Origin of the sequence: Glycomyces niveus (assembly GCF_017592475.1) — a bacterium.
Classification (GTDB): domain Bacteria; phylum Actinomycetota; class Actinomycetes; order Mycobacteriales; family Micromonosporaceae; genus Glycomyces; species Glycomyces niveus.
This window is the reverse complement of sequence record NZ_JAGFNP010000006.1, coordinates 222,886-235,897: the sequence shown is the minus strand read 5'-3', so window position 1 is coordinate 235,897 and position 13,012 is coordinate 222,886. Positions and strand designations below refer to the sequence as shown.

At 71.2% G+C, this 13,012-nt stretch carries 13 protein-coding genes; 9 read left to right on the top strand and 4 right to left on the bottom strand.

Going from position 1 to position 13,012, the window contains the following annotated elements:
• Positions 1-49 precede the first annotated feature (49 nt).
• Positions 50-355, bottom strand: coding sequence for an FmdB family zinc ribbon protein (locus J5V16_RS13545; protein ID WP_208496812.1), 306 nt, complete (start codon positions 353-355; stop codon positions 50-52).
• Between the two features lie 120 nt (positions 356-475).
• A complete protein-coding gene (locus J5V16_RS13540) occupies positions 476-1,078 on the bottom strand; it encodes a 5-formyltetrahydrofolate cyclo-ligase (RefSeq protein ID WP_208496810.1) in 603 nt (200 codons plus the stop codon).
• A 158-nt stretch (positions 1,079-1,236) separates the two neighbouring features.
• Here J5V16_RS13540 and J5V16_RS13535 point away from each other — a divergent pair, with 158 nt between their 5' ends.
• The 4 genes from J5V16_RS13535 to J5V16_RS13520 all read left to right on the top strand — a co-directional run bounded on the left by J5V16_RS13535 (position 1,237) and on the right by J5V16_RS13520 (position 6,178).
• Positions 1,237-3,213, top strand: coding sequence for a diguanylate cyclase (locus J5V16_RS13535; RefSeq protein ID WP_208496808.1), 1,977 nt, complete (start codon positions 1,237-1,239; stop codon positions 3,211-3,213).
• Positions 3,214-3,339: 126 nt separating this feature from the next.
• Entirely contained in the window at positions 3,340-4,230 is an 891-nt protein-coding gene (locus J5V16_RS13530; protein WP_208496806.1) for a UTP--glucose-1-phosphate uridylyltransferase, read from the top strand.
• A gap of 54 nt (positions 4,231-4,284) precedes the next feature.
• Entirely contained in the window at positions 4,285-5,523 is a 1,239-nt protein-coding gene (locus tag J5V16_RS13525; protein ID WP_344469270.1) for a molybdopterin molybdotransferase MoeA, read from the top strand.
• 25 nt (positions 5,524-5,548) lie between these two features.
• Positions 5,549-6,178 (top strand): GNAT family N-acetyltransferase, encoded by a 630-nt coding sequence (locus J5V16_RS13520; RefSeq protein WP_208496805.1) that lies wholly within the window; start codon positions 5,549-5,551, stop codon positions 6,176-6,178.
• A gap of 138 nt (positions 6,179-6,316) precedes the next feature.
• On the opposite strand, the gene map is transcribed toward J5V16_RS13520, so the two are convergent.
• Complete coding sequence (gene map / locus J5V16_RS13515) at positions 6,317-7,084, bottom strand: type I methionyl aminopeptidase (RefSeq protein ID WP_208496803.1); 768 nt, start codon at positions 7,082-7,084, stop codon at positions 6,317-6,319.
• A 179-nt stretch (positions 7,085-7,263) separates the two neighbouring features.
• Between map and J5V16_RS13510 the strand changes: the two genes are divergently transcribed.
• The 3 genes from J5V16_RS13510 to J5V16_RS13500 are packed head-to-tail and all read left to right on the top strand — an operon-like array spanning position 7,264 to position 9,347.
• Positions 7,264-8,397 carry a 5-(carboxyamino)imidazole ribonucleotide synthase gene (locus J5V16_RS13510; RefSeq protein WP_208496801.1) on the top strand — a complete coding sequence of 378 codons (1,134 nt, stop codon included), beginning with the start codon at positions 7,264-7,266 and terminating at the stop codon, positions 8,395-8,397.
• Positions 8,397-8,909 carry a 5-(carboxyamino)imidazole ribonucleotide mutase gene (purE, locus tag J5V16_RS13505; protein ID WP_208496799.1) on the top strand — a complete coding sequence of 171 codons (513 nt, stop codon included), beginning with the start codon at positions 8,397-8,399 and terminating at the stop codon, positions 8,907-8,909. Before J5V16_RS13510 ends, purE begins: the two co-directional genes overlap by 1 nt.
• 48 nt (positions 8,910-8,957) lie before the next feature.
• The gene (locus J5V16_RS13500) at positions 8,958-9,347 is read left to right on the top strand and encodes a RidA family protein (RefSeq protein WP_208496797.1); all 390 of its coding nucleotides are present in this window, start codon (positions 8,958-8,960) and stop codon (positions 9,345-9,347) included.
• Between the two features lie 83 nt (positions 9,348-9,430).
• Here J5V16_RS13500 and J5V16_RS13495 read toward each other — a convergent pair whose 3' ends face one another.
• On the bottom strand, positions 9,431-10,585 hold the full coding sequence (locus tag J5V16_RS13495) for a class I SAM-dependent methyltransferase (protein WP_307792955.1): 1,155 nt from the start codon (positions 10,583-10,585) through the stop codon (positions 9,431-9,433).
• A gap of 228 nt (positions 10,586-10,813) precedes the next feature.
• On the opposite strand from J5V16_RS13495, the gene groES reads away from it, so the two are divergent.
• Together groES and groL are read left to right on the top strand one after the other, a co-directional pair.
• Positions 10,814-11,113 carry a co-chaperone GroES gene (groES, locus tag J5V16_RS24460; protein ID WP_270118789.1) on the top strand — a complete coding sequence of 100 codons (300 nt, stop codon included), beginning with the start codon at positions 10,814-10,816 and terminating at the stop codon, positions 11,111-11,113.
• A 54-nt stretch (positions 11,114-11,167) separates the two neighbouring features.
• Complete coding sequence (gene groL, locus J5V16_RS13485; protein WP_208496791.1) at positions 11,168-12,805, top strand: chaperonin GroEL; 1,638 nt, start codon at positions 11,168-11,170, stop codon at positions 12,803-12,805.
• Positions 12,806-13,012: the final 207 nt, after the last annotated feature.

Below are 13,012 nucleotides of genomic sequence, written 5' to 3'. Positions count from 1 at the left end.
CGGCCGCTCGACGCGGCCGGGCACCGGCGGAAGTTCAGATGTTCGCGGCTCAGGCGGCCTTGGCGGCGGGCTTCGCCTCGGACTTGGCCGGCTTCGCCTCGGACTTCGACTTGGCCTCGCTCTGCTTCGCCCCGTTCTTGGAGCCGTTCGAGCTCAGCGAGCTGGAGTCGGTCGAGCGGGAGTCGGTGCGGTAGAAGCCGCTGCCCTTGAAGGTCACGCCCACGTTCCCGAAGACCTTGCGCAGCGCGCCCTTGGCCTCGCAGTTCGGGCAGTCGGTGAGGCGCGCTTCGGAGAACGACTGGTGTTTGTCGAACTCGTAACCGCACTCCTTGCAGCGGTATTCGTAGACAGGCACTTCACGGACCTCCAGCAGTCAACACAAATCCCGATCGAGATTAGCAGTCAACGCCGAAGAGTGCTAATCCCATCCCGTGCCGGAGGCGGTTCTCCAGCGCCGGGGCGCCGGGCGTGTGGCCTATCTCAACGAGGTGAACCCCGTGGCCGGGGTGATCACGCCCGTCACCGGCCGGTCGTGCGGCTCGACCGGGACCAGGAAGCCGAACTCGCCGTCGCGCAGCAGCGCCACCACCGGCACCTCCGGCCCCACCCGCGCCAGCGCCCGGTCGTACGACCCGCCCCCGCGGCCGAGCCGGATCCCATCATCCGAGACGGCGAGGCCGGGGACGATGACGGCCGCGGCCTGCTTGATCGCGTCCGGCGGGAGCACCGCGCCGCCCGGGTTCGGGCCGTCCCCGCCCTCGGAGTTCGCGTCCGGCTCCCCTTGCCCCCCAGGGCCTCCGGTCTCGCGCCAGGCGAGGTCCTTGTCGGGCATGAGCACCGGTTCGAGGACCTTGTAGACCACCGCGAGCCGTTCGGGCAGTTCGGGTTCGAGCGCCGCGCCCGGCTCCGAGCCGAACGGCCGGTACGCGGCCACGACGGCCCCTTCGTCCACGGCTTCGATGAGGAAGTCCCGCAATGCCTTCCATGTCGCCAGATCGGCGTAACCTCGTTGCTCCCCGGGCATCGCGTTCCGGGCCGCGAGCAGCTGCCGACGGGCCGCACTCTTCGCCTCTTGCATGCCGTTTCCTTCCTTGCGTGGCTTGTACCTGGGAGGATTCCCCTGAATGGAGTTCCCCACTCACCCTTTCGGTCAGTCCCGTTTACATGGCCCCGCCGTGTCGTGTCGAGTCGGTAGCTCTAGGTAGTCTTCTAAGTAGTGAACTTGAGGGGGATTCGGTGTCGCTGCGCTCACGGCTCACCACGGCGTTCCTCGTCGTCGTGCTCGGGCCGGTCCTGGTGGGGGCCGTGTTCGTCGCTGCCGTCATGTCCCACCTGGCGGACTCGCGCGGGGAGGCGCTGGCGAACTCGGCGGTGACGATGGTCGACTCGACCCTGGGCACCATCTGCGAGCGCATCCAGGCTTCGGCTGCGGCGGTGGCATTGAACTACCGTAACGGCGATCAGGAGAACGCGGTCGAAATGGCGCAACTCCTCGTCGACCGGGCGGTGGTCGACGGCGTCGTCTTCTCCAGCCTCGCCTCGGTGAGCACGAGCCCGGGCACCGACATCGGCGCCGAGGCCCCGGAGGGCTCGTGGGTCGACTGCGGCGAGACCGTCGCCTACGCCGGCTCCGGCCCGATCGTGGCGCTCGGCGCGCAGGCCGAGGTCCAGAACGCGGACGGCTCCACCGCGGTGTTCAGTGCCTTCCGCGAAGTCGACCAGGCCTTCCTGGCCCGCCTCGCGCGTGTCGCGGACGCCGACCTCATCCTCCAGGACTCCCGCCCAACCCCGCTCGAGGTCGGCAGCGCCGACGCGGGCCGCTGGGACTTCACGGACTCGTTCCTGCCCTTGAGCATCGGCACGGTCGCCACCGACGTGACCCCCATGTACTGGACCCTCGCCGCGATGGTCACCGCCTCCGCGGTGTGCGCGGTCGGCCTGGCCGCGTGGCTCGCCCGCTCCACGACCCGGCCCCTCGCGGAGCTCTCCGCCGCCGCCGAGCGCGTCGCCCAGGGCGACCTCAACGTGCGCGTCCCGGTGCACGGCCGCGACGAGGTCGCGCAGCTCGCGTTCGCGTTCAACCGCATGACCGCCCAGACCCAGTCGTACGTCAACGCCCTCACCGCCTCCCGCGACCAGATGCGCGGCCAGCTCGGCCGCCTCGGCCAGACCCTCACCGCCACCCTCGACCTCGACCGCATCCTCGAGGTCATCCTCGACACCGCGATGGTCACCGCCGGGGCCGAGGCCGGCGTCATCATGCTCGTCGACGTGGACGACGCCGACCAGCTCCGCGAGCGCGCCGGCGAAGGCGACCTCGGCCTCACCGAGCCCGCGTCCATTCGGATCGGCGAAGGCATCATCGGCTCGATCGCCGCCGGCGGCGTCCCCGCCCACGGCCGCATCATCGACGGCCGCTTCGAAGACCGCCACCGCGCCCCCACCGAACCCGACGCCCACACCATCGTCGCGGTCCCCTTCTCCGGCCGCCAACCGGTCGAACACGAGCGCACCGGCGGCTCCCGCTCCGCCGACTTCAGCGGCGCCCCCCGCACCGACGCCGGCGTCCTCGGCGTCCTCGTCCTCTACAACCGCATCGCCGGCGACGACTTCGAACCGGGCGACGTCGACACCCTCAAGACCTTCGCCGGGCAGGCCTCTGTCGCCGTCGAGAACGTGCTCCTGCACCGCCACGCCGAACGGCTGAGCCTCACCGACCCGCTCACGGGCCTGTGGAACTACCGGTTCATGCAGACCTCCCTGCGCCGCGAGGCCGAGCGCGCCCGCCGCTACCAGCGCCCCTCCGCGCTCCTCGCGATCGACCTCGACCGCTTCAAGACCGTCAACGACACCTACGGCCACCCCGTCGGCGACCAGGTCCTCACCGAGCTCTCCCGCCGCATCACCGCCCAGATCCGCGAAGTCGACCTCGCGTTCCGCCACGGCGGCGAGGAGTTCATGGTCCTGCTGCCCGAGACCGACGCGGGCGGCGCGTCCGTCGTCGCCGAGCGCCTCGGCCGGGCCGTGAACGCCCGCAAGTTCAAGGTCAACGACGCCTCCGGCGGCCGCGAACTCGACATCACCGTCTCCATCGGCGTCGCCGTCCTCGGCGAGCACGCCGACACCGCCACCGGCGTCCTCGCCGCCGCCGACGAAGCCCTCTACGCCGCCAAGGCCGCGGGTCGCGACACCTGGCGAGTGGCCGCCGTCTGAACACCGAGCGTCCACAAGGTTGCCGGCAAGCGGACCCTGCCGCCGGACCACCCGACATGAACGTTCACCCCCTGTTCGACAGGGTGGCTGACCGGCCACGCCGCGTGCGCACGCTACCCTCGCGGTATGTCTGCAACCGCGCCTCGTGCCACGAAAGCCGTCATCCCCGCGGCCGGCTTCGCCACCCGCTTCCTGCCGGTCACCAAGGCCATCCCCAAGGAACTCCTGCCGATCGTCGACAAGCCCGTCCTCCAGTACATCGTGGAGGAAGCCGCCGCCGCCGGCGCCGATGACGTCACCCTCGTCACCGCCCCCGGCAAGGACGCCATGATCGACTACTTCGACGCCCGCGCCGACCTCGACAACGCCCTCAAGGCCAAGAGCAAGAACGCGATGCTCGCGAAGGTCAAAGCGCCCGAGTCCATCGCCGAGATCACCGCCATCCGCCAAGGCGGCGCCAAAGGCCTCGGCCACGCCGTCGGCCGCGCCGCCTCCCACGTCGGCGACGAGCCCTTCGCGGTCCTCCTCGGCGACGAGTGGTGCCACCTCGACGACAAGCTCCTGCCGCGCATGATCGACCTCCAGTCCGAGACCGGCGGCATCGTCCTCGCCCTGATCGAGGTCCCCGACGACCAGGTCTCCCGCTACGGCGTCGCCGCCGTCCGCCCGACCGACGCCGAGGACGTCGTCGAGGTCACCGGCCTCGTCGAGAAGCCCGCCGTCGAAGACGCGCCGTCCAACCTGATCCTCATCGGACGCTACGTCCTCCCTGGCTCGATCTTCCCGGTACTCGAGCGGACCGAGCCCGGCAGCGGCGGCGAGATCCAACTCACCGACGCCATGGAGGCCATGCGCGCCAACGGGACCCCGGTCCATGCCGTCGTCTTCCGCGGCCGCCGCTACGACACCGGCGAGCCCGTCGCGTACCTCCAGACCCTGGTCGAGCTCGCAACCCAGCGGGACGACTTGCCCGGCTTCAACGCCTGGCTGCGCGAATTCAGTGCGACACTTGACTGACCCGGCGACCGCGAGGCGGCGCTGAGAGGAACTTGACCGACGGGGGGATGAGGAGTGAAGGGGACCGGCGAGGCGACGCCATTGGCCGACTTCCTGGCGAAGGCGCTGGCCCTGGTGCGTCCCCTGCCCCCGGTCGACATCGACATGACCCAGTCGACCGGGTCGGTCCTGGCCGAGAACGCGGTCAACCCCGGCCCGCTCCCCGCCTTCGACTACGCCGCGATCGACGGCTACGCGTGCAACGGCGACGACATCGCCGGCGCCAGCCCCGAACGCGGCGTGGGCCTCAAGGTCCTCGGCGACCTCGCCGCCTCGTCCTGGCGCCCCGTGCGCCTCGTCTCCGGCACCTGCTTCTCCGTCGCCGCCGGGGCCGCGCTCCCGGTGGGCGCGGACATGGTCGTGCCCCTCGCGTGGACCGACGAGGGCATGGCCACCGTCGACGTGCGGCAGGTGCCGCGCCGCGGACACGGCGTGCGCCGCATGGGATCCGAGCGGCCCTCAGGCGAGATCCTCGCCCACGAGGGCCGCCGCGTCACCCCCAACCTCATCGGCCTCCTCGCCGCCGCCGGCATCGCCGACGTCGTCGTGCGCCCCACCCCGCGCGTCGTCGTCATCGCCACCGGCGACGAACTCGTCGACACCGGCCGCCCTTCGCAGCCCGGCCAGCTCATCGACGTCAACTCCCACCTCGTCACCGCCGCGGCCTCGGAGGCGGGCGCGCACGCGTACCGCGTCGGCATCTGCGACGACGAGCCCGACGCGCTCCGCTCGGTCCTCGACGACCAGATCCTCCGCGCCGACCTCGTCATCACCACCGGCGGCACCGGCCTCGGCCCCGGCGACATGGTGCGCCGCACCTTCTCCCGGGACGGCGCGGTCGACTTCAACCCGGTCGCCGTGTACCTCTGCGAGACCATGGGCTTCGGCACGATCGGCCCCGAAGAGGTCCCCGTCGTGTGCCTCCCCGGCGACCCCGTCGCGGCCACGATCGCGTTCGAGGTCATCGCCCGCCCGCTCATCCAGCGCCTCGCCGGAGCCGAGCCCGTTTTCCGGCCCAGCGTGCGCGCCAACCTGACCGAGCCCGTATCCTCACCGAGCGGGCTGCGCGAATTCCGGCCCGTCCGCGTCGCCGAGAGGCGCGGCGGCGGCTACACCGTCGCCCCGCTGGGGGCCACGTCCTACACGCTCTCCGGACTCGCCGAGGCGACCGGCCTCATGACGATCGGCGAGAACGCGACCCGGGTGCCCGCCGGCTCGACCGTAGACGTGCTGCTCCTGGACCGGAACCGATGATCAACAAGCCGCAGCTGGACAACGAATGACCCTCTCCAACCCCGGTTGGCCCGTGCACCTCCACCACGGCGACGTCAGCGTCCGCCCCTTCCGGCGCTCCGACGCCGCACGCTGGTCCGAGCTGCGCCGCGCCAACGAAGCCTGGCTCGCCCCTTGGGAACCCGGCACCGGCACGACCTGGCACGAGGCGCACTCGCCCGCCGCGTTCCGCGCCATGCTCCGCGGCCTCAAGCGCTCGATCAAGGACGGCACGAGCTGGCCCCTCGCCGTGTGCTGGCAGGGCGAGCTCTGCGGCGGCCTCACGGTCGGCAACATCGTGCGCCGCGCCTTCGGCTCCGCTTACGCGGGCTACTGGATCGACCGCGGCCACGCCGGGCGCGGCATCACCGCGACCGCGCTCGCGCTCGTGGTCGACCACGCCCTCACCGTCGGCCGCCTGCACCGCATCGAAGTGAACATCCGGCCTGAGAACGGCCCCTCGAACCGCGTCGCCGAGAAGCTCGGCCTCCGCCGCGAGGGCCTGCACAAGCGCTACCTCTACATCGACGGCGACTGGCGCGACCACTACGGCTACGCCGTCACCGCCGAGGAGATCACCACCGAGCGCATGATCGATCGCATGGCCCGCCTGGCGAGGACCGAAGCGGACCACTGAGGCGCCGCCACGCCGTGGGGAACGCCTCACTTCAGCTGCGCTTCAGGTTCCGCGACCTAGCTTGGAAACCGGGGGTCCTTCCCTAGCCGAGCGATGCGTGTTCGGCGTGCCCGCCGGATCGCCGCTCGAGCCGTCCGCTCAGTCCCTCGCGGTGAGGATGATCGGCCCGTCCTCCGTGATCGCGACCGTGTGCTCCATGTGCGCGCCGCGAGAGCCGTCCGCGCTCCGCAGCGTCCACCCGTCGGGGTCGTAGACGATCTCGTCGGTCGTCTGCAGGAACCACGGCTCGATCGCGATGACCAGGCCCGGCTTGAGCTTCATGCCCCGGCCCGGGCGGCCGTCGTTCGGCACGTGCGGGTCGCCGTGCATGGTGCGGCCCACGCCGTGCCCGCCGAACTGCGTGTTCACGCCGAGGCCGTCGCCGCGCGCCACGGTCGCGATCGCGTGCCCGATGTCGCCGAGTTTGTTCCCCACCTTCGCCGCCGCGATGCCCGCCTCGAGCGCCCGCGCCGTGGTGTCGATCAGGTGCAGGTCCCGCTCGCTCGCGTTCCCCACCACGACCGAGAGCGCCGAGTCCGCGACCCAGCCGTCCACTTGGGCGGCGAAGTCGAAGCTGACCAGGTCGCCGTCCTTGAGCTTGTAATCGAACGGCAGGCCGTGCAGCACCGCGTCGTTCACCGACGTGCACAGCACCTTCCCGAACGGGCTCCCGCCGAACGACGGGTGGTAGTCCACATAGCAGGAGACCGCCCCGGCCTCCTTGATGCGGCGCGCGACCAGGTCGTCGAGTTCGAGCAGGTTCATGCCGACCTCGGCGGTGCGGGCCAGCTCGGAGAGGATCCCGGCCACGAAGCGGCCGGCCGGGCGCATCGCCTCGATCTCGGCGGGGGAGTAGTACTCGATCATGGCGGCCCTTCGGAACTCGGCGAAGCGTGTCCCCTCCATCATCACCGCTCGCGCCCGCCTCCGCCGCGAGCCCCCGCAAACTGCGACCGCCGAGACATCCCATCATCCTGTAAGGGTCCAGGTCACGCCACGTGCCGAACGCCGGGCCCGAGGTCGGGGCGGGCGTTACGCTCTGAGCCGTGGACGCCGCGACGCAACTTCCGACGGTGGGCATGATCGGCGCCGGTCAGCTCGCCCGAATGACCCACCAGGCCGCCATCGCCCTCGGCCAGAGCCTCAAGGTGCTCGCCGGCGACCCGGCCGAGAGCGCCGCGGTCGTCACCCCCGCGACGACTTTCGGCGACTACCGCAACACCGACGACCTCCGCGCGTTCGCCAAGGGCTGCACCGTGGTCACCTTCGACCACGAGCACGTCCCGCAGGACGCCCTCCAGACGCTCGTCGCCGAAGGCGTCGAAGTCCAGCCCCGCCCCGAGGCCCTGCTGTACGCCCAGGACAAGCAGGCCATGCGCACCCGCCTCGCCGCACTCGGCCTCCCCCAGCCGCGCTGGGCCCCGGTCGACTCCATCTCCGACGTCGAGGCCTTCGGCCTCCCGTGCGTCCTCAAGGCCGCCACCGGCGGATACGACGGCAAAGGCGTGTGGATGATCGACACGCCCGCCGACGCGCAGGCCGTGCTCGCCTCCGGCATCCGCCTCATCGCCGAGGAGCGCATGGCGCTCCAGCGCGAGCTCGCGATCCAGATCGCCCGCTCCCCTCGCGGCGAGACCGCCGTCTACCCCGTCGTCGAGACCGTCCAAACCGGCGGCATCTGCACCGAGGTCATCGCCCCCGCCCCGCGCCTCACCGACGAGACCGCCGCCGAGGCCCGCCGCATCGCCGAGACCGTCGCGAACGAACTCGGCGTCTGCGGCATGCTCGCCGTCGAGCTCTTCCAGACCTCCAAGGGCCTCTTCGTCAACGAGCTCGCCATGCGGGCCCACAACTCCGGCCACTGGACCATCGAAGGCGCCCGCACCAGCCAGTTCGAGCAGCACCTCCGCGCCGTCCTCGACTACCCGCTCGGCTCCACCGAGACCGCCGCGCCCTACACGGTGATGGCCAACGTCCTCGGCGGCGCCCCCGGCGGCCCCCGCATCGACGAACGCCTCCAGCACCTCCTCGCCGAGGACCCGGGCGCGCACGTCCACCTCTACGGCAAGGCCGTGCGCCCCGGCCGCAAGATCGGCCACGTCACCGTCTGCGGCGACGACCCCGACGTGCTGCGGCACCGCGCCCTGCGGGCCGCCAAATGGCTCCAGGAAGGCGAGTAATGGCTGAGCAGAAACCCCGCGTCGGCGTCATCATGGGCTCCGACTCGGACTGGCCCACCATGGAACCGGCCACCGAGGTCCTCACCGAGTTCGGCGTCCCCTTCGAGGTCCGGGTCGTCTCCGCCCACCGCACGCCCCACGGCATGCTCAGCTACGCCGACTCCGCCGCCTCCCGCGGCCTGCAGGTCATCATCGCCGGCGCCGGCGGCGCGGCCCACCTGCCCGGCATGGTCGCGTCCGCGACCCCGCTCCCGGTCATCGGCGTGCCCGTCCCGCTCAAATACCTCGACGGCATGGACTCGCTCATGTCCATCGTCCAGATGCCCGCCGGCATCCCCGTCGCCACCGTCTCCATCGCCGGGGCCAAGAACGCCGGCCTCCTCGCCCTGCGCATCCTCGGCGCGAGCGACGAGCCCCTGCGCGACAAGCTCGCCAACTACCAGGTCGACCTCGAGCGCATGGTCACCGAGAAGGACGCGAACCTCCGCTACCGGCTCGCGCACCCCGAATAACCCCGAAATCCGCTTCCTGCCCAACGGCAGCGGCCATAGACTCGCGGTGTGTCCGACACTGAACTGCACCCCACCGGGGGCTATGAGCACGTGACCGTGGTCGAGGCCGGGCGGCTGGCGATGCTCGCCGGGCAGTGCCCCGTCGACGCCGACCAGCAGGTCGTCGGCATCGGCGACCTCGACGCCCAGATCGACCAGACCGCCGCGAACTGCCTCGCGGCCCTCGCCTCGGTCGGCGCGGCCGTCGACGACGTCGTCCGCTCGGTCGTCTACGTCGTGAGCGCCGACAGCGCCGTGGTCGGCGCCGCCTGGCACCGCTTCGCCGAGCAGTCCGACCTCGGCCCCGCCTTCAAGGCCGCGAGCACCGTCGTCGGCGTGACCGCCCTGGGCTACCCGGGCCAACTCGTCGAAGTCGACCTCACCGCGCGCCTCCCTTAGGAACGGCGAAAGCCGGGCACCGCTCGCAGCGGCGCCCGGCTCTCCCCTTGTCAGCGTTCGCTCTCAGGACGCGGCCCGACCGCTTAGGCCTCTCGGCAGAGGATGGCGGCGTGGGTGTCGCCGAGGCGGGTCAGCACCAGGGTCGCTTCGTTGCCGCCCTTGAGCTTCAACTGCTTGCGCAGTGCCGCCGGGTCGATGCCGGTTCCTCGCTGTTTGATCGTGAGGCGGCCGATGCCCCGTTCTGCCAGCAGGGCCTTGAGCTTCTTGGGGTGGAGGGGCCAGACCTCTTCCGCCTTCCAGGCCCTCGCGAACGGCGTTTCCACAAGCCGGTCGCTATAGAGGTAGGCGATGGACTCGTACGCGGTGTGGGCCCCCAGCCGCTCCGCCAACTCGGCGACCAGTCCCGCCCGGATCACCGCGCCGTCCGGCTCGTACAGGTACGCCGCGACCTCGCCCACTGGGGCGCGCTCCTCGCCGCTGCCGGTCAGCTCGTGCCACTCGCCCGCCTTGCACAGGCTGGCGCGGCGCGGCACCTCGGCCGCGTCGCCCAGCCACAGGCACGCCTCGACCACGTCCCGGTCGACGGAGACCCATTCCGCTTCGGCCCCTTCGGGAATCCACTCGTGGCCGATGCCGGGGCCGAGCTTCAAGGCCGCGAAACGCGCCGAAGCCATGTGCTCGAGCAGCGGGTCCAGCGGCGGCGAGTATTCGGCCGGGTTGAAGTTGCGGCCTGCGCCCGAGCGGCGGGCCGGGTCCGCGAAGGCCGATTCGGCCAGCGGAGTCTGCAGCGCGTCGCCGACCGCGACCTCGACCGGAAGTCCCATCGCCTCGGCGTTCGCCCGCGCAAACGCGGCCGTCTCCTCGCTCATGTCCACCGCCGCGACCCGCAGGCCCGCCGCGGCGAACGCCAGGGCCTCCGTGCCGAGCCCGCAGCACAGGTCGGTCACCTCGCGCGCGTGCGCGGCGAAGCGCGCGGCGCGGCGCTCGGCGACGACCCACCGCGTGGCCTGCTCCAGGCCCGCCCGGGTGAAGAACATCCGCTCGGCGCGCTCGCCGAACTTGGCCTTCGCGTGCGCCCGCAGGTCCGCCAGGGTCAGGGCCGCGGCCGCCAGGTCGGGCGCGATGCCGGCCTTGCGCAGGGTGAGCGGGGCGCGGTCGCCGTCGTTCGCCAAGGCCGCGGCGGCCGTGCGCTGGAGGTCGGCGTCGGCCCGGAGGGCTTCGAGCAGGCTGGTGTCCACGTGCCTCATGGTATGACGTCCGAGACCCCATGTTGACGGTCCCCACCTGCGCGAACTAACTTGACCCTTAGCACTCGCAGACCGAGATTGCTAAGCGCTATGATCGCACTGGCACTCTCGCCTCGAGAGTGCCAACAGCCACGGGCCGGTGCCTCGGCACCCGCGACGACGAGACCCGCGCCGTCGTGGCGCACATCCGTATTGAACACGAAGGTTTGGAGAAACCAAGTGAGCAAGGCTGCCATCAAGCCGCTGGGCGACCGCATCGTTGTCCAGGCCAACGAGGCCGAGACCACCACCGCTTCCGGTCTGGTCATCCCCGACACCGCCAAGGAGAAGCCCCAGGAGGGCACCGTTCTGGCCGTGGGCCCGGGCGCCTTCGACGACAAGGGCAACCGCCTCCCGATCGACGTCAAGGTCGGCGACGTGGTCATCTACTCCAAGTACGGCGGCACCGAGGTCAAGTACAACGGCGAGGAGTACCTGGTCCTGTCCTCGCGCGACGTCCTCGCGGTCGTCGAGAACTAGTCACGTCCGGGGGCCATCGAAGATGGCCCCTTTCGTGTCTTAGGAAGGGAAACCATGCCGAAGATTCTCAACTTCGCCGAGGACGCGCGGCACAACCTGCTGCACGGCATCGACCACCTCGCCGACACCGTCAAGGTCACGCTGGGCCCGAAGGGCCGCAACGTGGTCCTCCAGCGCTCCTTCGGCGCGCCGCTGATCACCAACGACGGCGTGACCATCGCCAAGGAGATCGAGCTCGCCGACCCGTACGCCAACCTCGGCGCGCAGCTGGTCAAGGAGGTCGCGACCAAGACGAACGACGTCGCGGGCGACGGCACCACCACCGCGACCGTGCTCGCTCAGAAGATGAGCCGCGCGGGCATCAAGGCGGTCACGGCCGGGGCGAACCCGATCGCGATCCGCCGGGGCATCGAGGCCGCCGCGAACGCCGTGTCCGAGGAGCTGCTGGCCCAGGCCATCCAGATCGACTCGCACGAGCACATCGCGCAGGTCGCCGCCGTCTCGGCGCAGGACCCGGAGATCGGCGAGCTCATCGCGAAGGCGATGGACGCGGTCGGCGCCGAGGGCGTCATCTCGGTCGAGGACGGCTCCAGCCTGGAGACCGTGCTCGAGGTCACCGAGGGCATGCAGTTCGACAAGGGCTTCATCTCGCCGAACTTCATCACCGACCAGGACTCGCGCCAGACGGTCTTCGAGGACCCCTACATCCTCATCACCAACGCCAAGGTCGGCTCCATCGAGGAGCTGCTGCCGGTGCTGGAGAGGGTCGTCGAGACCTCGAAGCCGCTGCTGATCATCGCCGAGGACGTCGAGGGCCAGGCCCTCGCGACCCTGACGGTGAACGCCCTGCGCGGCACCCTGCGCGTGTGCGCCGTCAAGGCCCCGGCCTTCGGCGACCGCCGCAAGGCCATCCTGGGCGACATCGCGGCCCTCACGGGCGCCGAGGTCATCTCCTCCGAGGTGGGCCTCGAGCTCAAGGCCGCGGACCTGTCGCACCTGGGCCGGGCACGCCGCGTCACCGTCTCCAAGGACGCCACCACGATCGTGGACGGCGCCGGGGAGAAGGAGGCCGTCGACGCCCGCATCGCGCAGATCAAGCAGCAGGCCTCCACGACCGAGTCGTCCTGGGACCGCGAGAAGCTCGAGGAGCGCCTCGCGAAGCTCTCGGGCGGCGTCGCCGTCATCCAGGTCGGCGCGGCCACCGAGGTCGAGCTGAAGGAGCGCAAGCACCGGATCGAGGACGCGGTCAACGCGACCAAGGCCGCGGTCGAGGAGGGCATCGTCGCCGGCGGCGGCGCGGCCCTGGTGCACGCGATCAGCGTGCTCGAGAAGATCGAGCTCGACGACGAGGAGGCCCGCGTCGGCCTCAAGATCGTCGAAGCGGCGCTGTCGGAGCCCCTGCGCCGCATCGCGGTCAACGCCGGCGAGTCCGGCGACGTGATCGTGAACGCGGTCGAGGGCAAGGGCTGGCGCGAGGGCTGGAACGCCGCCACCGGCGAGTACGAGGACCTGGTCTCGGCCGGCATCCTCGACCCGGTGAAGGTCACCCGCAACGCGCTGCTCAACGCCGGTTCGATCGTCGGCATGCTGCTGACGACCGAGGTGACGATCGTGGACAAGCCCGAGGAAGAGGCGGAGGAGGCCGGTCACGGCCACTCCCACTCCCACGGCGGGCACGGCCACTCGCACTAGCGCCCGGCCGGTTCCGACCGGCAACCGAGCGAACGCAAGGCCGCCGACGATGTCGGCGGCCTTGCCGCGTTTTCCGGCTCCGGGTTTAGCCGCTGGTCGGGCGGGGGGTCGGAACCGCAAGTGTCAACATCCCGACAGTTAGTCGCACTACTGTCGGGAAACCGATAGAGTTCAAGTGCCTTCGCGGCCTTTGGGGATCGGAGCCGC